The following is a 23,252-nucleotide window of genomic DNA, read 5'->3' as shown; positions in this document are numbered from 1 at the left end:
ATAGAATAGAGACAATATCTACACTACCCCTGTTTGAAATAAATAAAAAGCCCGACTTAAGTCGGGCTTTTGAACTTCAAGAGTGTGTTCTCATAAAATGGTTTTATTAGTGCGCGTGTGCTGCGCTCGAACCTTTAGGGTTACGGATACCTTCAACCATTTCTTGGATTTCAACCGGTGTTTCAGCTGTTAGTTTAAGTACGATACCTGCAACTACAAAGTTAACAATCATACCAACTAGACCGATACCCTCAGGTGAGATACCAAATAACCAGTGTGCCGGTGCATTCAATTCAGGGCTTACGAACTTGAAGTAGATAATATAAGCCGCTGTGAATGTAATACCTGTCACCATACCCGCAATCGCACCTTCTTTATTCATCTTCTTAGAGAAGATACCCATAATGATTGCAGGGAAGAAGCTCGCCGCTGCTAAGCCGAAGGCAAAGGCAACAACCGAAGCCACGAACCCTGGCGGGTTAATACCAAAGTAAGCTGAAATAACAATCGCTATCATCGCTGCCAAGCGCGCAGCAAGTAGCTCTTGTTTGTCGCTAATATCTGGTTTTAAGGTACGTTTTAATAAATCGTGTGATACCGAGGTCGAGATTACCAATAGTAAGCCAGCAGTTGTTGATAGCGCTGCTGCGATACCGCCTGCTGCTACTAATGCAATCACCCATGCTGGTAAGTCTGCAATCTCAGGGTTTGCAAGTACCATGATGTCGCGGTCAACTTTAACTTCGTTTGCGCTGTTTGGATCCTCAATCTTACCTGCTGAGTAGAACATTTTGCCGTCACCATTTTTATCGTTAAAGGTGATTAAGCCTGTTCTTTCCCAATTTTTAACCCATGCTGGTGCTTCAGCGTACTCTGTACCGCTACCGTCTTTACCGTTAATTGTATCAATCATGTTTACACGAGCGAATGACGCTACAGCAGGTGCTGTTGTATAAACAATTGCAATGAAAACAAGTGTCCAAGCAGCTGAGATACGCGTGTCTTTAACACGAGGAACAGTGAAGAAACGAACGATTACATGCGGTAAACCTGCAGTACCAACCATTAACGCGCCAGTGATTGCGAATACATCAATCATGCTCTTCGAGCCTTCAGTGTATTGCGCAAAGCCAAGCTCGGTACTGAGTCCATCTAGTTTATCGAGTACAAACTGTCCTGAGCCATCGCTAAGCGTTGCACCAAAACCTGTTTGTGGGAAGAAGTGACCTGTCATCATCATTGAAATGAAGATTGCTGGAACAAGGTAAGCAAATACTAATACACAGTACTGAGCTACTTGCGTATAAGTAATCCCCTTCATACCGCCTAATACAGCGTAGAAGAATACAATCACCATACCAATGTAAACACCGGTCTCAATATCTACTTCTAAGAAGCGAGAGAAAACCACACCTACACCACGCATTTGACCTGCGATGTATGTGAAACAAATAAAGATGGCACATAAAATTGCAACAACACGTGCAGCTTGTGAGTAGTAACGGTCACCAATGAAATCTGGTACCGTGAACTTACCAAACTTACGTAGGTAAGGAGCTAAACAAAGTGCAAGTAGTACATAACCACCTGTCCAACCCATTAGATATACACCACCGTCATAACCCGCAAACGAGATAATACCCGCCATTGAGATAAACGATGCCGCACTCATCCAGTCAGCAGCGGTTGCCATACCATTTGCCAGCGGCGGTACACCACCCCCTGCAACATAGAATTCATTTGTTGACCCAGCACGAGCCCAGATTGCGATGCCGATATAAAGCGCGAAGCTTAAACCGACGATAATAAACGTGAGTGTTTGAACATCCATTGCTTAGCTCCTATTCGTCTACGCCGTATTTTTTATCTAACGTATTCATTTTGAAAACGTAAACAAAAATCAAAGCAACAAAGGTGTAAATAGCGCCTTGCTGGGAGAACCAGAAGCCGAGTTTAAACCCAAAGAAACGTACCTCGTTAAGTACGTCTACCAGTAAAATGCCGAAGCCAAATGACACGACAAACCAAATTGCTAATAATTTAAATAGCAGTGCGAGGTTTTCCGCCCAATAAGCTTTTGCTTGTTCTTCATCTTTAAAAGCCATTTTTTATCCCCTTATGCATTACAAAAAAGTAATGAGTGGTATTAGTTGTCATTAACTAAGTTAGCAAGGGTTCTGATTTATGGAATTGAGACCATAGTCGTAACAGCTAGTTTACGTTTACGTAAACTGCACAACGCCATTTGTTAACAAACAGTAAAAAACAATATTTAACAACGACTTAACCTACAAAGATAAATTTACGAAATAGCGAAAATAGTAAAAACGAATGATCTGCGACATTAGTCTAATAACAACACAAAAAACAACACTATTTATTAAATATCAATAACTTGTATTTTATTAATAATTATTGCAAAAAATCTTGCCATCGAAATCGCTCATAATTCTGGTAAGGTAGTGTTATTACAATAATTACTGAATTTAAACATGACAGCTGCGCTTTTATTTGTTGCACTCGCCTATATTGGCGTGTTGTTTTGGTTGGCAAATTGGGGAGACAAAACCACTCCTCTTGCAAAAAGAATTAGTCACCACCCATTTGTTTATTCTTTTTCATTAGGAATTTACTGTACATCTTGGACTTATTACGGTTCGGTCGGAACAGCAGCCACCAGCAGTTGGAATTACTTACCTATATTAATTGGCCCTGCGCTGTTATTTTTCTTCGGCCAAGGATTTTTACGCAAATTAGTACTAGTAAGTAAAAAGCAAAATATCACCACCATCGCCGACTTTATTTCAGCTCGCTATGGTAAGCGGCAAACCACCGCCATTATGGTGACGATTATCGCTTTATTAGCGACGATTCCGTATATCGCACTCCAATTAAAAGCACTTAGCAGCAGCTTCTTGCTGTTACAAAACGACAATCGTATCTCCGGCTCTATGCTGGCACTTTCAGCAACACTCATCATGGCAATGTTTGCGATATTCTTTGGTACTCGTAAGGTGGATGTAACCGAATATCGCTCAGGGCTGATGCTTGCTGTTGCCTTTGAATCTATGATTAAACTACTGGCTTTAGTGGCCGTTGCTGGGCTTGCCTTATACACATTATTTAATTTAAGTACGGTGCAAACCGAGCAGCTAACGGGCTCTATTTGGCAGCACTGGCAGAACTTCGACTTTTTTAGTTTTAACTTTATTGGCCAATCACTAATGGCGGCAGCAGCGATTATCTGTTTACCAAGGCAATTCCACGTTACGGTGGTCGATAACCAAGATAAACGCCACCTTTATACTGCCCGCTGGGCATTCCCACTTTATTTGTTGCTTACAGCAGCAATGATTTTTCCTATTGCCACTGCAGCTATACACCCAGGCATTGGCAGTGGTTTTTCACCTGATAGCTTTGTGTTAGCACTGCCGCTAATGCACGAGAACGCTTTTTTAACGACCTTTGTATTTATTGGTGGTCTATCAGCGGCGACGGCGATGATTGTAGTAGCCACACTCACACTCAGCACCATGATCTCAAATGATGTGGTGTTGCCGTTAATGCTGCGTCGTAAGTTTAAACGTAACCTCATCACCAGCAGCTATAAGTCACAAATTCTCTTAGTAAGACGCTTCACAATTGCTGGTATTTTGATTTTGTCGTATTTCTACCAGCAATGGTTTGGCCATGGTAAAGCACTCGCTAGTATGGGTTTAGTCGCCTTTTCTTTGGTATCACAATTACTCCCAGCCATTGTTGGTGGCTTATATTGGCGAAAAGGTCATGCTTATGGAGTTTATGCCGGATTATTAGCAGGCTTCATTTGTTGGGTCTTGTTCTTAATGCTGCCTATTTTAGATGCGGGTAATAGCCTAAACGCAGAGCTGCAACAAACACTTATTACTCGTGGCACCCTAATCGCTTTATTTGCAAATATAGGTTGTTACATTAGTTTTTCGCTCGGAGCGGATGAACGTTTAATTGATAAAATTCAAGCAGCTGCTTTTGTTAATCCTAAAGAGCAAGCAGTATTCGCAAGACGCTTAAATAAAAACGTTAAAGCCACTGTTTATGACTTTAAAGTGCTGCTACAAACCTTCTTAGGTGTGCAGCGCTCACAACAAGTATTGGCTCACTTTGCGTTATCCCATAACTTAGATGATAACAACGCACACCCAGAGCCTGAGTTTATCGCTTATTGTGAACGTGCCTTAACCGGTGTGCTTGGTGCATCTTCAGCACAAGCGCTGATCCACACGGTTGCTTCTGGTAAACGCATGGCCTTTGAAGAAGTCGTCAACTTTTTTGATGAAACCACGCAAGCTCTGCAATTTAACCAAAACTTACTATTTACCTCTCTTGAAAACCTCAGTCATGGTATTTCGGTTGTTGATAAAGAACTGAATTTGGTGGCATGGAATAAACGCTACGCAGAGATGTTTGCCTACCCAGATGACTTTCTCGAAGTCGGCCAACCTATTGAAGACGTGCTCAGATACAATGCCGAGCGCGGCGAATGTGGCCCAGGTGAAGTTGAGCGTCATGTAGAAAAACGTGTACAGCACCTTAAAAATGGCACGCCCCATCACTTTATTCGCCATCGCCGCAATGGCCAAGTGTTCGAAATGATAGGTAACCCACTGCCAGATGGCGGCTTTGTAACAAGTTTCTCTGATATCACCACGCATATCGAAACACAAAATGCACTTGAAGAAGTAAACATGGATCTTGAAAACCGCATTGAAGCGCGTACTCAAGAAATTCGTACTATCAATAAAGATTTACAAGCACAAATCGATAGCCGGGTGCAAACTGAGCAAGCACTTACTTTAGCTAAAAAAGAGGCAGAGCAAGCCAATGATAGTAAAACGCGCTTTCTGGCCTTAGCTAGCCACGATATTTTACAACCGCTGAATGCGGCGCGCCTATACCTTGCAGCTATAGATGATAAAACCCTTTCGAGTAACAACCTAAACAACTTTGAAAAGCTTGGTGCTAGTTTAGATTCGACGGTGCATTTAATGTCGGCACTTTTAGAAATCGCTAAGCTAGAGCAAGGTGCAATGACCCCTACCCCGCGTCACTTTAGTATTGATGACATACTTGCTCCGCTGAAAAATGAATACGCTATTATGTCGAGCGAAAAAGGTTTAAAACTGACAATACGTTCACAGGGGATTATCGTTCACAGTGATATCACTTACCTACGCCGCATTATTCAAAACTTGGTTTCAAATGCAGTTAAATACACCGAGAGTGGTCGAGTTTTAATTGCTTGTCGCAAACGTAAACATCATTTACGCATTGAAGTATGGGATACAGGTCCTGGTATTAGTGAGGTAGAGCAAGCAAAAATCTTCAATGACTTTTATCGTATTGAAGCCGGTGATAACAAAGGAGTTGGTCTTGGCTTAGGGGTAGTAAAACGAATGGCTGACTTACTCTCTTTACGTTTAGATGTAAGCTCAACACCAGGAAAAGGTAGCCGCTTTAGTATTGAAGTGCCTTATGGTGAAAGCCAATTTATCCAACAAAAAGATACTCCTAAGAAAGGTGTTGAGAATCGCAGCGCAATGAACATTATTGCGGTTGATGATGACCCGGAAAACCTTAATGCTATGGCAAGCCTATTACAAAAATGGCAGGCGAATTATCAACTATTTGATCAAGTTGAGACCGTGATGGCCTATGCCAAAGAGCACCGTGCACCAGATGTGATTTTAATGGATTATCAGCTTGGCCATGATTGCGATGGTATTACGCTTATTAAAACTCTAAGAGAAATCTGGCAAAGCCCAGTACCCGCAATTTTAATCACAGCAGTACGTGATGAAGCGCTAAAGCAGCAAACCAAAAAAGAGCAAATTCATTACCTTAGTAAACCTGTTAAGCCCGCAAAACTCAAAGCACTGCTTAACCACAGCGCTTAACCAAAGTTTTTAACAACATCGATTTAAGGCAAAGCTGAGGGCTTTGCCTTAAATTTTTGGAACAACCAACTAAGTGCAACTAGCGATAAGCCTAAACCGATAAACGAAATAGCACGCAGTAACCCGGTTAAGTTTGCCATATCAACCAAAAACACTTTTAATACCACCAGCGCCAATATCCCTAGACCGAACTTTTGTAATACCGTAATGGTTTTTAACTGCCCTACCACGACTACCAAAGCACCGATGATAAGCCAAGCTAAAGAATAACTGTAAAGCTCTGCATCTGAGGTCGGCAAAGCAAGATTTATAAATTCTCCTTGCCAGTTGTGGCGAATTTCCGCATTGATGTATAACACAATCAACACACCTGAAAATACTGTAAACAGCTTATGCAAATAGCGCTGAGATTTTGTCAGTCGGCTTGCCAAAATTGCAATACTGGCAGGGACTAACCAGAGTAAGAGTAACCAGTTAACAATCGGCCAACTGCCTATATTTATCGGCTCAAAAAACGGATTTACAGCGGTAAAGCTTTTCAGCACTAACAAGCCACTCAATGTTAACAACGCAAAACCTGCAACTTCATAAAGTTTACCTAATTGCTCAGTAAATCGTGAACGCATTAGGTAGACACATCCCAATATTCCCCAGTTACAAGTCAGCAAAATATATTCATACACAGACAAATCCGCAAAGTCAGGATAGTGCCCTACCAACTGATAGCTCGTCTCTGTGGTAATAAATAAAGCGATACAATGAAGCATGGCACCTTCTAGCCAAACGCGAACAGTTTGCTGCTGCCAGTGCCTTGCTGCCATGTAAAATAAGCCTGCACATACAGGGTACACAACTAAACTCCAATGCATCCCGAGCAACAGCGCATCACTGTAGTCAGCTGACCAAGGAGCAAAGCTTAACCTAACAAGTAAAGCGCCAACTAAGCCTTTAAGGGGCCAAGTAGGAATACTGAGTTTATGTTTATTGACATAAAAACTGACTAACAACACTTGCGCAGCAAGCGCTAAGGTTAAGCTGCTACCCTCTAATAGCATGGTTAACGCTAAACTAATGTTGGCATTACCACCAAGCCAGTAACTAAATACCTGCATTGGATTTGTACTATTGATTGATAACTTAAATAGCCAAGCAGATAGTGCCAATAATACAAAGCACCAAACCGGATACGCCGTCATCAAGGCATGATCGGGAGTAATGACATATAAGCAACTAATAATCACAAAGCCTGAAAGTGAAGCGAGTAAAGCAAAACCTAAGCGTTTAGGGTATTTTCGACCAAACAAAAAACCATAACCAGCAAACAAAGCAATAAAAAATAGCCCTGCTCCATAATTTTGTCTAAAAACAAAAAGCTGCTCAGAATAATCTACTGCATTGTATTGCCCTGTAAGCAAGCACACCACACTCACTACAGCTATTATCAGCCAGTGATCCCATACACTGTTTTTTAATACCAAAAACAACAGTAAAGCCACTAACGACAACATACTAAGCTGCCAGGTTAGTAGCTGGTTACTGCTTATGAGTAAAAGATAAAGTGGCATGACAACAGCTAATAACAGAAGGTTATCGGGCAGTTGTTTCAGTAGCGTTTTAAAGCGGTGTGGACGGTATTCAACTTGTTTAATAGTCAGCCCTAAGCGTGGAATCGCAATTAACAATACAATGCTAAACAGCGCATAAAGATTAATAAACCAGTGCAGGTTTTTCGCGGCACTCATTGCAACCAAGCAATACCAGCCTAAATGCCCCGCCCATAACAGATACCACAACCAATGCCGTTTTACGTAATGTGCGACTAGCGAAGCTGATACACTGACAAAAGCAACATAAGTAAGGAGTGCAACAAAGTCACTACTCCCAGTATCTACCCATACAGGCACACTGTAAGCGCCAATAATACCAATTACAGCCAGCACGGGGCCAAAACGTAATGCCATCCAGCTTGCAGCCAAAGAGACCAAGGTTAAAATGCTAAATGCTGGTAAGGCTTGTAGTAAGCCATAATGGCTGTAGGCTAGTAAGGTCAATGCAAAACAACTAATAAAGCCGCCACTTGCCAGCGCCGCGGGAATATAGTTGCTAAACCCATCAAAGATAATACCTTTACGATGTAAAACCTCAGCCGCGACAATTAAGCTCAAACCAAAAATAGCGCCAAGTATGAGTCGCATGGTTTCGGATAATAAACCGGCTTCAAGTGAATAGCGGGCCAAAAAGATACCACCAAAGGCAAGAGCAACCGCTCCTACCCAAGTTAGCCAATTGGCTTTAATTTGTGTAACGAGTTGGCTAACTAGCGGATTAAAAGTTGCAGGCTTGGGTTTCGTTTGCTGTGGCTTTTTAGCCATTGCCTCACTTGGCTTATTAATGGCTTCAGGCTTTGGTTCTAGTTTTGAAGTGTCGGTCAGATCTTCGTTTAAATTATCAAACGAATTTACAGTATTTGCTTGTGAATTATGAATATATGGCGCGTTAAGTTTTATTCGAAGAGCATCCACTTCTCGCTTCAAACTAGACAGTTGAAAAAAGGCAATAATGCCAGCAATTGAGCCACCTACAACAACTAGTACTAGTAATATTAGTAACGCAATACCGTCGTCCATACTCACTCCATGTGTACGCTTTAAACAAAAAAGCAAAAACCTTAATTGTTTATATAATAAACACTTAGCAAGAGTAAAGAAACAACGATATTGCGTTCAAGCCGATTAAGACTGTTCAGTCACCGTACGCTCTAAGGTCATTTTATAACCTGAATAAGTAGTTTCATCGTGTTCAATCACCAAGATATAGTTACCTTCTTCAGTAAAATCCATATCGCTCTGTTGTAATAGCACAATCTGTTGGCCGTTATCTTCAAACACCACATAGGTTGTATAAACTTCGTTATCAACCACCTGCTCTTTTTGGTCGTACTGGTCTAAACCTTCAACGACATTACTAGTATCATCAACGGTTTCACCATTGAGAGTGAAATACACATCGACTTCATCAATCTCTTGCCCTACATAGTTATCAATTAAATTAACCACAGTAACTGTGTGGCTATAGCTGCTAGGTGTTAGGTTTTCTTCAATGGTCATCATACGAGGGCCGTAGTCTTTGTCATTGTAAAATAGACCAACCGCACTTTGCTCACGCTCTAATGTCATTAAGAAGTTATCAACAATCTTGTCGCCAGCCTCATCTAACATGGCTACGCTATAACTATTTGGTGACATACTCATGTATTCAGAGTAATTATCGTTGCTTACAACTTCGGTATTGGTAGACGTTGTTCCTCTGGTTACTTTAAATTGGGTTTGTGTGTAATCATCAATAGTATTAATAAATCGCAACTGGCCTTGTGCGTCTTGGTGGTTTAGTTGAGTCACCGAGCTACTTGCCGTCACTACATCAAGGGTAATGCCGTCTTCTTCTGTTGCATAACTTGGGCGGATCATCGCCATGTAAGTTGCTTCATCATTAAAGTACAATTTTGGTGATTCAAAAATCACATCAGTGCTACCACTGGCAGTGACATAAATAGTGTAATAACCTTCCTCAAGCGTAGATAGTTCTGGCTCTACCAGGTACTGCGAAGTCATCAGTAACTCTGCGGTATCAAATAAACCGTCATCAGTGGCAATGTAAACATCGTAAATCTTGTCTTCGCCGACGATATTAAAAAAGCCAACATTAAACTCATCCTCTTCGCTTGAAGATGGCACACTGAGCTCAGTAAACGTTGGCTCAGCAAAATCACCATTCATTACTAGCAACTGGGTTTGATCGTCTTTAATTTTAATGGCTTCTTCATCAATAGTGATATAGCTATCGTTGACATCAACATACTTAAAACTTAGCTCATACTCACCCGAGCTGTAATTATGGCGGGTTGATACATCACCAAAATCTGCGCCCGAACGTTCAGTGTCATCAACAAATAAACGTGTATAGGGGCTATTATAAGAGCCATTGTACAGTTGCACATAGCCGCTGTTGCTATTGCTGCTGTCGTCACTAGAACAGGCAGCCAGCACCGAAAGCAAACTTGTGGCAACAATTGTTTTAAGCAGAGTACTTTTCATGGAGTTTATTCCTTATTGTTTGTAATAATCTACTTTGACTCAACTAAAGCAATAAAATTCTATATTTTACAAACGATTACCTTCACTTACAGTTACTTACGTTAAGGTTAAAAAGTGTAGAAAATGATGTAGAAAAGCACTTAATTAATCATAATTATGGACAGAAAATCACATTTATAATGAAAGAAGCCTACTTTTACACAAAAAGTAAATAATGGTTACATTTTAGGCGCCTAAGCAATCAAATAAGATAAATTATTAGATAGTTCAATTTGCGCTATGCAGCGCTAAAAAATTAGCAAATAATGAGGCTCACACAAACGGGATTAGAATGAGGACTATGAACACGATTTTAACCACACAATGCGATGATGATGTTGGTCTAATTGCCAAGATCACCGGTCTTTGTCATCAGCATAATTTAAACATTACACGTAATAACGAATTTGTAGATAAAGACGCTAAACGCTTTTTTATGCGTACAGAGTTAAGCGGCGTTATTTCAGATGATTTTTTACCAAGTCTTGCTGAGCTACTGCCTGATGGCGCAGAGCTTGCCCTGCATAGCAACGAAAAAACCAAAGTAGTATTGCTTGCCACCAAAGAAGCCCATTGTTTAGGCGGTGTATTACTTAAGCAATTCGAAAAAGCATTAAATATCGAGGTACTGGCTGTGATTGCCAACTATGCAGATTTAGCTCCGCTAGCTGCAGGCTTTGGCGTACCATTTCATGTGGTGTCGCACGAAGGTTTAAGCCGTGCAGAGCATGATCAACAAGTAGGTGATTTAATTGCCAGCTATCAGCCAGATATTATTGGTCTAGCTAAATATATGCGTATTTTAAGCCCCGAATTTGTGGCGCGCTTTGAAGGTAAAATTATTAATATCCACCATTCATTTTTACCCGCCTTTATTGGTGCAAAGCCTTACCATCAAGCATTTGAACGCGGCGTGAAAATTATCGGTGCGACCGCACACTTTGTTAATAACGAGCTTGATGAAGGACCGATTATTTTACAGGATGTGACGCATGTCAGTCATGCTGATACCGCAGAGATGATGGCAAAAATGGGTAAAGATGTAGAGAAAACGGTGTTCTGCAAAGCACTGCAACTAGCATCTGAGCATAAACTGTTTATTAATGGTAATCGAACAGTGGTGTTCGCTTAAGCTATAAAATGAAGAGGCTGTATGGCCTCTTTATTATTTTTGTTATCAGTAATTTTTATGCCGACTCAATGGGCTCTAATTGTAATTTAGAAGCAATTAATACCGCTTGAGTACGATTATACACACCTAGCTTTCTAAAAATTGCTGTAATGTGTGCTTTAACTGTTGCTTCAGAAATATGTAATTCGTAAGCAATTTGTTTGTTTAACAAGCCTTCATGTAAGTATTGTAAAACCTTATATTGTTGTGGCGTAAGTGAGGCCACTTGCGCTGCAATTTCTTTGTCTTCGCCGTCAACAGCAGCCACTTTGTCTTTAAGTTCAAGTGGAAGCCAAACATCGCCTTCAAGAATGTGGTTGATTGCCAATGCAATATCATCTGATGAAGATGACTTAGGAATAAATCCCATCGCACCATACCCCATTACTTTAGAAACTACATTGATGTCTTCGCTGCCAGAAACAACAGCTATTGGTAAGCTTGGATAGTCTTCGCGAATGCGAATAAGGCCGTATAAATCGCCATTGCCTGGCATGTGAAGGTCTAGTAGTAAGATATCAAGATCTTCTTGTTCGCTTAGCACCTGCAAAGTGGTCTCAAAGTTTTCCGATTCAAACACTTCTAAATCAGCGAACTTAGCACTCAATGCCCCTTTCAGCGCTTCACGAAATAACGGATGATCGTCCGCTATTAAAAACTGACTCATGGTTCACTCCTAATAAATTCGGCTGACACCTATTTCTAAGTGACAGCCGATATACTACGTTTAGAATCAACTTCTAATCAAGTTTTTAACGCGATTTTAACGATTTAATCGGTTTTCGATTAGCTCATCAACAACACTTGGATCGGCTAGTGTAGACGTATCACCAAGCTGTTGGTGCTCGTTTGCCGCAATTTTACGTAAAATTCGACGCATGATCTTACCAGAACGTGTTTTTGGTAGACCCGGAGACCATTGGATCATATCTGGTGAAGCGATTGGGCTTAATTCTTTACGAACCCAGTTACGTACCTCTTTCGTTAGTTCATCGCTCACTACAACACCTTCATTTGGTGTGATGTAAACATAGATGCCCTGACCTTTAATATCATGCGGGTAACCGACTACAGCAGCTTCTGCCACCGCTTCGTGAGCTACAAGTGCACTTTCGATTTCTGCAGTACCTAGGCGGTGACCTGATACGTTAAGTACGTCATCTACACGGCCAGTGATCCAGTAGTAGCCATCTTCATCACGACGACAACCGTCACCTGTGAAGTACACACCTGGGTATGCTGAGAAATAGGTTTGTTCAAAGCGTTCATGGTCGCCATAAACTGTACGTGCTTGTGATGGCCAGCTGTCTAAAATAACAAGATTACCATCAACCGCGCCTTCTAGTGTATTCCCTTCAGCATCAAATAGTGCAGGGGCAATACCAAAGAACGGACGTGTTGCTGAGCCTGGTTTCATATCTGTAGCACCTGGTAATGGTGTGATCATGATGCCACCAGTCTCTGTTTGCCACCAAGTATCTACGATTGGGCAATTTTCGTTACCAATATGCTCGTAATACCACGCCCAAGCTTCTGGGTTAATTGGCTCACCCACTGACCCCATTACGCGTAAGCTTTTGCGTGTTGAGGTAGCTGTTGGTTCATCACCTTTTGCCATTAGAGCACGAATAGCCGTTGGTGCTGTATATAGGATAGTCACGTTGTGCTTATCAATCACTTCACCCATACGGCCCGCTGTTGGGTAGGTTGGTACACCTTCAAATACCACTTGCGTGCAGCCATTCACTAATGGGCCATAAGCAATGTAGCTGTGACCTGTGATCCAGCCCACATCAGCACTACACCAGAAAATATCATCTTCTTTTAGATCAAACACGTATTCATGTGTCATCGATGCATAAACGAGATAACCCCCGGTTGTATGAACTACACCTTTTGGTTGACCCGTTGAGCCTGAGGTATAAAGAATGAAAAGCGGATCTTCTGCATTCATTGGCTCTGGTTCACACTCAGCAGGTAAGTCAGCGACAAGTTCATGCCACCAAATATCATGGCTATTCCACTCAACTTCACCACCGGTTAACTGATGCACAATAACGTGCTCAACCGTAGTAACTGAATCTTGTGATACCGCTTCATCAACATTTGCCTTAAGTGGTACGCAATTGCCAGCACGACGACCTTCGTCTGAAGTAATTACCACTTTAGCGCCTGAATCATTAATTCGGTCAGCAATCGCTGATGGAGAGAAACCACCAAATACCACAGAGTGAATCGCACCAATACGTGCACAAGCTTGCATAGCGTAAATAGCCTGTGGTGTCATTGGCATGTAAATAGCGACACGGTCACCTTTTGATACGCCTAATTTTTTAAGGCCATTGGCTAGTTTAGCTACTTCGTCATGAAGCTGTTGGTAGCTAATATTTTCGTTGTGTTCAGGGTTGTCGCCTTCCCAAATGAGGGCTGTTTTATCGGCTTTAGTGGCAAGGTGACGGTCAATACAGTTATAAGATGCGTTAAGTTGGCCGTCTTCATACCAGCGAATGCTGATGTGGCCTTTGTCGAATGAGGTGTTCTTTACTTTATTATAAGGAGTTGACCAATCAAGACGTTTACCGTGCTCTCGCCAAAATCCTTCAGGGTCATCAATAGATTGCTTGTACAGTGTATTATATTTATCGTTATCAACTAGTGCTGCATTCTTGATATGCGCTGGTACTGGATAGATACTTTCTGACATTGTTGTCGTCTCCATTTTAATTACTTGCCTACGGCCTGCTTCAAGGATCACTCAGCAAAGCCCCTGAAAGTATTAGACCTTAGTTGTATATCTTGCCATTTAACAAAAAACTTCGAAATTGCCTTCTATAATCTAGTCCAATGTTAGGTTGGATGCGATTTAACGACCCATTCCACCTTAGTCTAATAGACCAATAGATAATTGAGAGAAGTCATTTCTTAAACAACAGTGATACAACAACATTAATGCAATCAACAAGTAGCTTCGACAGGAATACACATTATGACAACAACAAAAGTAACCGCATTAAAAACACTCACAGCTTCAGCTGTTTTATGTGCACTTGCAGGTACCGCTAACGCCGCAACCATTGGCAACACTGACGTTTCTTATGGTGGCTATGTAAAACTTGATGCCATGTGGAGTGATTACTCTGCAGGCGTACCAGCTGGCGGCAGTATTGGCCGTGACTTTTACGTACCGGGTACAACACCGGTAGGCGCAGACAGCGACAGCGATGCTGTGTTTGACATGCATGCACGCCAATCTCGCTTTAACCTAGGCACAGCAACAAAGTTAGACGATGGTAAAACCATTAAAACTAAAATTGAAATCGACTTTATTGCTTCAGCGCCAGGCGGTAATGAACGTGTTAGTAACTCTTACGCGCCTCGTATTCGTCAAGCATTTGTGACTTATGATGGTTGGTTATTTGGTCAAGCTTGGTCAAACTTCCAAAACGTAGGCGCATTACCTGAAACGCTCGACTTCGTTGGTCCTGCTGAAGGTACTGTGTTCGTCCGTCAAGCACAGGCACGCTACACCACAGGTAATTGGTCATTCTCTATCGAAAACCCAGAGAGTACAGTCACTGTTGGCGGAGCACGCGTAGCTACCGATGATGCATCAATGCCAGACTTTACAGCACGTTACGCACATAAAGCTGATTGGGGTGAATTAGTATTTACCGGTCTTGCTCGCCAGTTAACTTATAAACAAAATGGTATTGATGCTGATACATCATCGTTTGGTATCAGTGCCTCAGGTAAAGTTAATTTTGGCCAAAATAACCTTAAATTTATGCTTACTCAGGGTTCAGGTTTAGGCCGCTACATTGGTCTAAATGTAGCTAATGGTGCTGTTCTTGACGGTGATGATCTAGATGCAATTGATTCAACATCAGGCTTTATTGCCTACCAACAACACTGGAACAGCCAATGGCGCTCAACTTTCCTTTACTCATTCTTCTCAGCAGATAACAACACAGATTTACTTGCTGTGACTGGCGATCCTACAGAAATGAGCCAAAGCTATAGTGCCAACCTTTTATATTCGCCTGTTAAAAAGCTTACATTTGGTGTTGAATTTAAACATGCTGAGCGTGAGTTAGAAAGCGGTGCAGACGGCGATATGGATCGTCTGCAATTCTCTGCAAAATATGTGTTTTAAGATTTAAACTCGTTTTACTTCCTGAAGCGGCTTCGGCCGCTTTTTTTATATCTCCTTTTTATATTTCTATGCCCTTTAAACTTTTTTACAAACAATTATTCACTAAAATAAAAACCCTAATTGCAAATTATTTTCATTTAGATTAAATTACGCATTAATTTCACTATTCATTGAACTAATTGGAACTTTGCATGTCATCAACAAAATTTTTGCGCTTATCTCAATTAAGCCTTGTGACCTCAGCACTTTTAAGTGGCCACGCTTTTGCAGAACAACAAAAAGAAGAACAAGCAATTGAAAAAATTGCCGTTTATGGCCAGCATCATAAAAACTACATCACTGAAGAAGCACAGTCGGCAACCAAATTAGGGCTAACAATTAAAGAAACACCGCAGTCAATCTCTGTTGTTTCACGTGCTTTAATGGATGACTTCTCACTTGATAACATCAATGCAGTGTTAGAAAGTACGCCAGGTGTGACTGTTGAGCAAATCGAAACTGACCGTACTTATTTTAAAGCCCGCGGTTTTGAGATCACCAACTTCCAAGTTAATGGCATGGGTATGCCACAAGACAACGGTTCAATCCAAGGTACTCTTGATACTTCTATTTTCGATAGTGTTGAAATTGTCCGTGGTGCCAATGGTTTAATGACAGGTGCTGGTAACCCATCGGCAACTGTGAACATGGTTCTAAAGCGCCCTACTTACCAAACACAAGTCAATGCGTCTGTATCCTATGGCTCTTGGGACAACAAGCGTTTAGAGCTGGACGCTTCAACTGCTATTAACGAAAACCATGCTGTACGCGCTGTATTCACTAAGCACAAAACTGAGTCATACCTTGACCGCTACGAGCAAGATAAAACAATTTATTACCTAGCCTACGAAGGTCAGCTAACTGATAGTACAGTAGTAACTGCAAACTACGTAAATCAAAAGAAAGATGCTGACAGCCCACTTTGGGGTGCCTTACCGCTTTATTACAGCGATGGTTCAGCAACAAACTTTGATGCTTCAACCAGCACAGCATCTGACTGGTCATACTGGAATAACACGACAGAGCAGCTGTTCTTATCAATTGAGCAAGCAATCACCAATACTTGGTTCTTAAAAGCAAGCTACGCGCACTTAGAAAATGAGCAAGACTCGGAGCTTTTCTATGTTTACGGCACACCAGATAGAGAAACTGGCCTTGGCTTAACGGGTTATGCGAGTGAATATGACCACAAAGATAAGCACGACATTTTAGATATCTACGCAACAGGTAAATTTAATTTATTTGGTATGGAGCATGACCTGTCATTTGGTGTAAACCAAGCAGATATGGATTACAAAGATAAATCATTGTATGACTACACTACCGGTAATGGTTTCCCAGCAATGCCTGAACTAGGTGGCTGGGATGGTGTTGCGCCAGTTCCAACACTTACTGATGGTTTAACAGGTGCTGATATCACTAGCCGTCAACGCTCTGCATATATTTCAACGCGCATCCGTGCCACTGACGCATTTAGTGTTTTAGCTGGCGTGAGCCAGGTAAACTGGGAAACTGAGGGCGAATCGTACGGCGTCGCAAAAGATAAAGACAGTGACCAAACAGTGCCTTACTTCGGTGCTGTTTATGATATCAACGAGCGCTTTTCAACTTACGCAAGCTACACAGAAACATTTGTGCCGCAAACAGAACGTGACATTAATGGCGATTACTTAGACCCTATCACAGGAAAAAGCAGCGAAATTGGTGTAAAAGCACAGCTACTTGATGACGACTTGTTTGTAACAGTTGCTTACTTTGATGCTAAACAAGTTGGCCTTGCTGTAGCTATCCCTGATTCATTACCTGATGACACGCGCTACTATGGCGCAGATGGCATTAACAGCGATGGCATTGAAGTAGAACTTAGTGGTCAAATCAACGAAACACTAAGTGCAAGCTTCAGCTACAGCAATCTAAACATTGATGGTGATGAGTTAGTAAAAGACTACACACCTGAAAACCAGTTCAAACTTGCTGTAACTCATAAAGTGCCTGAGATTGATGGTTTAACCTTTGGCTTAAACTATCGTTGGCAAGACGATACAAAACGCGTACAAGTTCGTGATGCGGCAACAAATGCTGCACTTATCACTACTACGCAAGATGCGTATGGTCTTTTAAACCTAATGGCAACGTACGATATTAATGACAATATGAGCGTTAACTTGAATATTAATAACGTGACCAACGAAAAGTACATCCACAGTCTTTTCTGGGCGCAAGGCTATTACGGTGCACCGCGTAACTACTCAGTGTCTTTCAACTGGCAGCTTTAAGTTTTAAGTTTTAAGCTGTAAGTGCATGAAAAGCCGCATTATATGCGGCTTTTCATGAAAGAGTTACAAGAGTAAAGTTAGAAAGGAGAAAGTGATTGAACGCGATATAAAATCGCTGCTACAAGCACCCATAAAAAAACCGCTAACAATGTAGCGGTCTTTTTGTGTTAAGTGCGGGTCAAATCACGCTTAACTGTACTTTTTTAGCGGTACTTATAGCTCGTCTTCTGCTATTAGGCCTGCATCTTCACCATCTTCAGGTTGCACAGTTGCTTGAAGTAATAGCATCTCACGTAACTTACCTTCGATCTCATCTGCGATCTCAGGGTTGTCTTTTAAGAACTTAATTGAGTTTGCTTTACCTTGACCAACTTTGTTGCCATTGTAGCTATACCAAGCACCTGATTTTTCAACAATCTTATGCTTAACACCTAGGTCTATTAACTCGCCTTGTTTAGAAATACCTTCACCATACATAATGATGAACTCAGCTTGTTTAAACGGCGGAGCAACCTTATTCTTAACTACTTTAACGCGGGTTTCATTACCTACAACCTCATCGCCTTCTTTCACTGAACCAATACGACGAATATCGATACGTACTGAAGCGTAGAACTTAAGTGCGTTACCACCCGTTGTTGTTTCAGGGTTACCAAACATAACACCAATTTTCATACGGATTTGGTTGATGAAAATACATAGCGTGTTTGAACGCTTGATGTTACCTGTAAGCTTACGTAATGCTTGTGACATTAAGCGAGCTTGAAGACCCATGTGTGAGTCACCCATGTCGCCTTCGATTTCAGCTTTAGGTGTTAAAGCTGCTACCGAGTCAACAATCACAACATCAACAGCACTTGAACGAACTAACATGTCACAGATTTCTAATGCTTGCTCACCAGTATCTGGCTGAGAAACAAGTAAGTCATCGATGTTTACACCCAATTTTTGTGCGTATACAGGATCTAGAGCGTGCTCAGCATCTACGAATGCACAGGTTTTACCTTGCTTTTGAGCTTCAGCGATAACTTGTAAAGTAAGCGTTGTTTTACCTGATGATTCAGGACCATACACTTCAACAATACGACCCGTAGGTAAACCACCAATACCTAATGCGATATCGATACCCAGTGAACCTGTTGAGATTGCTTCAATATCTAGGGCTTTGTTGTCGCCCAGTTTCATAATTGAGCCTTTACCAAATTGACGCTCAATTTGTGATAAAGCAGCGTCTAAGGCTTTTTGTTTGTTATCGTTCATTCTGTTCTCCAAATCCGGCTAATGCAGACAGTATACTGTATGAAATCACAGTATCAAGCTAATTTTCAGATTTTATCAGTTCAATTATACTTTTTAATGAATAAACAATAGCTTGCAGCCTAACTTCAGCTCTATCGCCAGAGAAAACCTGCTGGCTTGGGTAGTTTTTACCTGAAAAATGAATACAAAACCATACTAAGCCCACAGGCTTATCCAGTGTTCCACCACCGGGGCCTGCAATACCAGAAATAGCTATTGCGATATCTGCGTTTGCAGCTTTAGCAGCACCCGATGCCATTTCAACAACTGTTTGTTCACTAACCGCACCGAAACTGTTTAAAGTTTGCTCATTTACGCCAATTAGCTCTTGTTTTGCTTGATTACTATAAGTGACAAACGCTCGATCAATATAGTTAGAACTACCAGGGGTATCAGTTAAGGCATAACTAACGCCACCACCGGTGCATGATTCTGCGGTAGTGATCCATAAGCGTTTATCCGTTAAAATAGATCCTAATTTCGCAGCAAGTGTTTTAATCTCTTGATGTAATTTCATATTCAGCCTTTGGGTAAATACATGTCGTTTGATCTTTATGCACCGCACACTATAAAACAACAAACCCCTATGATGCAGCAGTATCTAAAAATAAAAGCCGAGCATCGGGACATTTTATTGTTTTATCGTATGGGCGACTTTTACGAACTTTTCTTTGATGATGCCAAGCGTGCAGCACAACTTCTTGATATTTCTCAAACACATCGTGGTAAAGCCGGTGGTGATCCAATACCAATGGCAGGCGTACCCTATCACGCAGTCGAAAACTACTTAGCTCGCCTTGTACAAATGGGTGAATCAGTGGCTATTTGTGAACAAGTTGGTGATCCTGCTACCAGCAAAGGCCCAGTTGAACGTAAAGTAGTACGTATTGTTACGCCGGGCACGATTTCTGACGAAGCGCTGTTACAAGAACGCCAAGACAACCTGCTAACCAGTGTTTGGCAAAATAAACAAGGCGCTTATGGTATTGCTTATTTAGATATTAACTCTGGCCGATTCAATGTATTAGAAGTTAATACGGATGAAGCGTTTAGTTCAACATTACAGCGTTTAGCCCCTGCTGAACTGCTTTATAGTGAAACATTTGCAAATGTTCACCTAATTGAGCATATCAAAGGGGCGCGTCGCCGCCCAGAATGGGAGTTTGATTTAGATACTGCTCAGCATTTACTATGCGACCAATTTGGCACCAAAGATTTAGTAGGTTTTGGTGTAGAAAAAGCACACGCGGCTTTAGTTGCTGCAGGCTGCTTAATGCAATACGTAAAAGATACTCAGCGCATTGCCTTACCGCATATTCGTGCTATTACCCTTGAGCAAAATGAACACGCGGTGATCTTAGATGCAGCGACCCGTAAAAACCTTGAACTAACAGTTAATTTATCGGGCGGTTACGAGAATACACTTGCACAAGTACTTGATAAAACAGCGACTGCAATGGGTTCTCGCTTATTAAAACGCCGTATTCATACCCCAGTGCGCAGCAAAACAGAGCTCAATTCGCGACTAAACGCTATCAGCGCAATTATCGATGCTCAATTATGTGGTGAGCTACAAGAATCGTTAAAGCAAATTGGCGATATTGAACGTGTTATTGCACGTTTAGCGCTTTGCACAGCAAGGCCGCGTGATTTAACGCGCCTTCGAAGTGCACTGCAGGCTCTAGCGCCACTTCACGAATTACTTATGGATGCTAACGATCCGCGTATTAGCCAAATTATTGCAAAGTCACAAAAGTTACCTGAACTACAAGATTTACTAGAACGTGCTGTAATCGAAACCCCACCGGTGCTTATCCGTGATGGCGGTGTAATTGCACCAGGTTATAACAGCGAACTTGATGAGTGGCGTGCGCTAAGCCAAGGTGCAACCGATATTCTTGAAAAGCTTGAAGAACGTGAGCGTGAACGTACAGGCATTAGCACCTTAAAAATTGGCTATAACAAGGTCCACGGCTTTTTTATTGAAGTAAGCCGCGCTAATTCACATTTAGTTCCTGCGGATTATATTCGCCGCCAAACGCTAAAAAATAATGAGCGCTATATCATCCCTGAGCTTAAAGAGCACGAAGATAAAGTACTTGGTAGCCAATCAAAAGCCCTCGCGCTTGAAAAACAGCTATATGAGCAATTATTTGAGCTTATTGCTCCGCACATTGAGCAGCTACAAACAATGGCAGCAGTACTGGCAGACTTAGATGTACTGAACAATTTAGCAGAACGAGCGCAGGCGCTTAATTATGCTAAGCCAATACTGTGCGATAACGATAACATCAGTATTAAACAAGGTCGCCACCCGGTGGTAGAGCAGGTTATGAAAGACCCGTTTATTGCCAATCCAGTAGAGCTTAATAACGACCGTAAAATGTTGATTATCACAGGTCCAAATATGGGTGGTAAATCAACCTACATGCGTCAAACTGCGCTTATTGTTCTGATGGCCCACATTGGCTGTTACGTTCCTGCTGATAGTGCAGAAATCGGTAATATTGACCGTATCTTTACGCGTATTGGCGCAAGTGATGACTTAGCATCAGGGCGCTCAACCTTTATGGTTGAAATGACAGAAACTGCAACGATTTTAAATAATGCTACAGCACAATCACTGGTGCTGATGGATGAAATTGGTCGCGGCACCTCAACCTATGATGGGTTATCGCTTGCCTATGCAACAGCTGACTATTTAGCATCAAAAATTGCCGCCAAAACCTTATTTGCGACCCATTATTTTGAGTTGACAGAACTCGCCGAGCAAAAAACAGGACTGGTGAATGTGCACCTAGATGCCATTGAGCATAACGACACAATTGCCTTTATGCATACCGTTCTTGAAGGCGCTGCAAGCAAGAGCTTTGGCTTACAAGTTGCGGCCCTAGCAGGTGTGCCAAAGGCGGTAATCCAACAAGCAAAACAGAAACTTAAAATGCTCGAAAATCACCAACCTGTTACAGCCCCAATTGAGCAGCAACAACAAACATTAAGTTTTGATGATGAACCTTCCGAGCTTGAATTAACCTTAGAACAGCTTGACCCAGATAGCTTAACGCCAAGGCAAGCTCACCAACTACTGTATCAATTAAAAGATTTACTGTAGGTATAAAGTTGATATAAAAAAAGCTGACATTACGTCAGCTTTTTTGTGTGTTCTAGACCCAAAGGCCTAATACCCTTGATCAGGTATACATTGTTGTCAAATTAGGTGAATTGATCGAATAGGCTGTCTGTGCTTAAGCCTTCGTGTTGCAAAATATCTTTTAAGCGACGTAATGCTTCCACTTGAATTTGTCTAACTCGTTCACGTGTTAAACCAATTTCACGACCAACATCTTCAAGTGTTGATGGCTCGTAGCCTAGCAAACCAAAACGACGAGCAAGTACTTCACGTTGTTTTGGATTTAATTCCCCAAGCCAATCAACAATGTGTTTATTAATGTCGTTGTTTTGTACTTCGCCCTCAGGACCATAGTCTTTTTCATCGGCGATTATATCTAATAGCGCTTTGTCATTTTCACCACCAATAGGTGTGTCTACAGAGGTGATTTTTTCATTCAAACGCAGCATCTTAGTAACATCTTCAACCGGCTTATCTAAGCACTCTGCAATTTCTTCTGCGGTTGGTTCATGATCAAGTTTTTGCGTCAATTCACGGGCAGTTCTTAAATAAACATTAAGCTCTTTTACCACATGAATAGGTAATCGAATCGTACGTGTTTGGTTCATGATGGCACGTTCAATGGTTTGACGTATCCACCAAGTAGCGTAAGTTGAAAAACGGAATCCTCGTTCAGGGTCAAATTTCTCAACGGCTCTGATAAGGCCTAAATTACCTTCTTCGATAAGGTCAAGTAGCGCAAGGCCACGGTTGTTGTAGCGGCGGGCAATTTTTACCACTAAACGTAAATTACTTTCGATCATTCGCTTGCGAGAGGCTTCGCAGCCTTTCAGTGCTTTTCGAGCAAAATAGACTTCTTCTTCTGCACTTAGCAGCGGAGAAAAACCAATCTCACCTAGATACAGTTGTGTAGCATCTAGATTTTTGGCAACTTCTTCTTTTGCAAAAATTTCATCTTCGTTGTCGACTTCTTCTAATAATTCAGAAGATTCTTCTTCGACTACCGTGTCTTCAAATTTATCGTCAATCGTGTCAGTTTTTTTCTCAAGTTTTGCTGTGTGACCCATAAGCGTCCTCCCGAGCAAATATGTGATTGAGCTAAATCACTTTATCAATAC

The 23,252-nt window shown here is 41.6% G+C and carries 14 protein-coding genes; 5 read left to right on the top strand and 9 right to left on the bottom strand.

Annotated features, from left to right (window positions below):
- Window positions 1-106: 106 nt before the first annotated feature.
- A complete protein-coding gene (locus EVU92_RS07690; RefSeq protein ID WP_130050716.1) occupies window positions 107-1,831 on the bottom strand; it encodes a sodium:solute symporter family protein in 1,725 nt (574 codons plus the stop codon).
- A 10-nt stretch (window positions 1,832-1,841) separates the two neighbouring features.
- Window positions 1,842-2,105 carry a DUF4212 domain-containing protein gene (locus tag EVU92_RS07685; protein WP_130050715.1) on the bottom strand — a complete coding sequence of 88 codons (264 nt, stop codon included), beginning with the start codon at window positions 2,103-2,105 and terminating at the stop codon, window positions 1,842-1,844.
- Window positions 2,106-2,492: 387 nt separating this feature from the next.
- Here EVU92_RS07685 and EVU92_RS07680 point away from each other — a divergent pair, with 387 nt between their 5' ends.
- Window positions 2,493-5,933 carry a PAS-domain containing protein gene (locus EVU92_RS07680; protein WP_130050714.1) on the top strand — a complete coding sequence of 1,147 codons (3,441 nt, stop codon included), beginning with the start codon at window positions 2,493-2,495 and terminating at the stop codon, window positions 5,931-5,933.
- A 23-nt stretch (window positions 5,934-5,956) separates the two neighbouring features.
- Here the strand turns inward: EVU92_RS07680 and EVU92_RS07675 are convergent, their stop codons facing one another.
- On the bottom strand, window positions 5,957-8,560 hold the full coding sequence (locus tag EVU92_RS07675) for a DUF2339 domain-containing protein (protein WP_130050713.1): 2,604 nt from the start codon (window positions 8,558-8,560) through the stop codon (window positions 5,957-5,959).
- A 105-nt stretch (window positions 8,561-8,665) separates the two neighbouring features.
- Window positions 8,666-10,027, bottom strand: a complete 1,362-nt coding sequence (locus EVU92_RS07670) for a hypothetical protein (protein ID WP_130050712.1) — start codon at window positions 10,025-10,027, stop codon at window positions 8,666-8,668.
- A 340-nt stretch (window positions 10,028-10,367) separates the two neighbouring features.
- Here EVU92_RS07670 and purU point away from each other — a divergent pair, with 340 nt between their 5' ends.
- Complete coding sequence (gene purU / locus EVU92_RS07665; protein WP_130050711.1) at window positions 10,368-11,198, top strand: formyltetrahydrofolate deformylase; 831 nt, start codon at window positions 10,368-10,370, stop codon at window positions 11,196-11,198.
- A 55-nt stretch (window positions 11,199-11,253) separates the two neighbouring features.
- Here the strand turns inward: purU and EVU92_RS07660 are convergent, their stop codons facing one another.
- Complete coding sequence (locus EVU92_RS07660; RefSeq protein ID WP_130050710.1) at window positions 11,254-11,904, bottom strand: response regulator transcription factor; 651 nt, start codon at window positions 11,902-11,904, stop codon at window positions 11,254-11,256.
- A 96-nt stretch (window positions 11,905-12,000) separates the two neighbouring features.
- Complete coding sequence (acs, locus tag EVU92_RS07655) at window positions 12,001-13,941, bottom strand: acetate--CoA ligase (RefSeq protein WP_130050709.1); 1,941 nt, start codon at window positions 13,939-13,941, stop codon at window positions 12,001-12,003.
- Between the two features lie 282 nt (window positions 13,942-14,223).
- Between acs and EVU92_RS07650 the strand changes: the two genes are divergently transcribed.
- Window positions 14,224-15,390, top strand: coding sequence for a DcaP family trimeric outer membrane transporter (locus EVU92_RS07650; RefSeq protein WP_130050708.1), 1,167 nt, complete (start codon window positions 14,224-14,226; stop codon window positions 15,388-15,390).
- A gap of 191 nt (window positions 15,391-15,581) precedes the next feature.
- A complete protein-coding gene (locus tag EVU92_RS07645) occupies window positions 15,582-17,705 on the top strand; it encodes a TonB-dependent siderophore receptor (RefSeq protein WP_130050707.1) in 2,124 nt (707 codons plus the stop codon).
- A gap of 213 nt (window positions 17,706-17,918) precedes the next feature.
- On the opposite strand, the gene recA is transcribed toward EVU92_RS07645, so the two are convergent.
- Both recA and EVU92_RS07635 read right to left on the bottom strand, forming a co-directional pair.
- A complete protein-coding gene (gene recA, locus EVU92_RS07640) occupies window positions 17,919-18,965 on the bottom strand; it encodes a recombinase RecA (RefSeq protein WP_130050706.1) in 1,047 nt (348 codons plus the stop codon).
- 58 nt (window positions 18,966-19,023) lie between these two features.
- Window positions 19,024-19,521 carry a nicotinamide-nucleotide amidohydrolase family protein gene (locus EVU92_RS07635; RefSeq protein WP_130050705.1) on the bottom strand — a complete coding sequence of 166 codons (498 nt, stop codon included), beginning with the start codon at window positions 19,519-19,521 and terminating at the stop codon, window positions 19,024-19,026.
- 21 nt (window positions 19,522-19,542) lie between these two features.
- On the opposite strand from EVU92_RS07635, the gene mutS reads away from it, so the two are divergent.
- On the top strand, window positions 19,543-22,116 hold the full coding sequence (gene mutS / locus EVU92_RS07630; RefSeq protein WP_130050704.1) for a DNA mismatch repair protein MutS: 2,574 nt from the start codon (window positions 19,543-19,545) through the stop codon (window positions 22,114-22,116).
- A gap of 101 nt (window positions 22,117-22,217) precedes the next feature.
- Here mutS and rpoS read toward each other — a convergent pair whose 3' ends face one another.
- The gene (gene rpoS / locus EVU92_RS07625; RefSeq protein WP_130050703.1) at window positions 22,218-23,201 is read right to left on the bottom strand and encodes an RNA polymerase sigma factor RpoS; all 984 of its coding nucleotides are present in this window, start codon (window positions 23,199-23,201) and stop codon (window positions 22,218-22,220) included.
- Window positions 23,202-23,252: the final 51 nt, after the last annotated feature.

The organism is Pseudoalteromonas sp. MEBiC 03485 (assembly GCF_004195145.1).
GTDB classification, from domain to species: Bacteria; Pseudomonadota; Gammaproteobacteria; order Enterobacterales; family Alteromonadaceae; genus Pseudoalteromonas; species Pseudoalteromonas apostichopi.
This window is presented reverse-complemented; position numbering and strand designations above follow the sequence as displayed.

Excerpts from the sequence above, each read along its gene's own strand:
- EVU92_RS07690 (WP_130050716.1), bottom strand. The coding sequence starts at position 1,831 with ATGGATGTTCAAACACTCACGTTTATTATCGTCGGTTTAAGCTTCGCG.
- EVU92_RS07685 (WP_130050715.1), bottom strand. The coding sequence starts at position 2,105 with ATGGCTTTTAAAGATGAAGAACAAGCAAAAGCTTATTGGGCGGAAAAC.
- EVU92_RS07680 (WP_130050714.1), top strand. The coding sequence starts at position 2,493 with ATGACAGCTGCGCTTTTATTTGTTGCACTCGCCTATATTGGCGTGTTG.
- EVU92_RS07675 (WP_130050713.1), bottom strand. The coding sequence starts at position 8,560 with ATGGACGACGGTATTGCGTTACTAATATTACTAGTACTAGTTGTTGTA.
- EVU92_RS07670 (WP_130050712.1), bottom strand. The coding sequence starts at position 10,027 with ATGAAAAGTACTCTGCTTAAAACAATTGTTGCCACAAGTTTGCTTTCG.
- purU (WP_130050711.1), top strand. The coding sequence starts at position 10,368 with ATGAACACGATTTTAACCACACAATGCGATGATGATGTTGGTCTAATT.
- EVU92_RS07660 (WP_130050710.1), bottom strand. The coding sequence starts at position 11,904 with ATGAGTCAGTTTTTAATAGCGGACGATCATCCGTTATTTCGTGAAGCG.
- acs (WP_130050709.1), bottom strand. The coding sequence starts at position 13,941 with ATGTCAGAAAGTATCTATCCAGTACCAGCGCATATCAAGAATGCAGCA.
- EVU92_RS07650 (WP_130050708.1), top strand. The coding sequence starts at position 14,224 with ATGACAACAACAAAAGTAACCGCATTAAAAACACTCACAGCTTCAGCT.
- EVU92_RS07645 (WP_130050707.1), top strand. The coding sequence starts at position 15,582 with ATGTCATCAACAAAATTTTTGCGCTTATCTCAATTAAGCCTTGTGACC.
- recA (WP_130050706.1), bottom strand. The coding sequence starts at position 18,965 with ATGAACGATAACAAACAAAAAGCCTTAGACGCTGCTTTATCACAAATT.
- EVU92_RS07635 (WP_130050705.1), bottom strand. The coding sequence starts at position 19,521 with ATGAAATTACATCAAGAGATTAAAACACTTGCTGCGAAATTAGGATCT.
- mutS (WP_130050704.1), top strand. The coding sequence starts at position 19,543 with ATGTCGTTTGATCTTTATGCACCGCACACTATAAAACAACAAACCCCT.
- rpoS (WP_130050703.1), bottom strand. The coding sequence starts at position 23,201 with ATGGGTCACACAGCAAAACTTGAGAAAAAAACTGACACGATTGACGAT.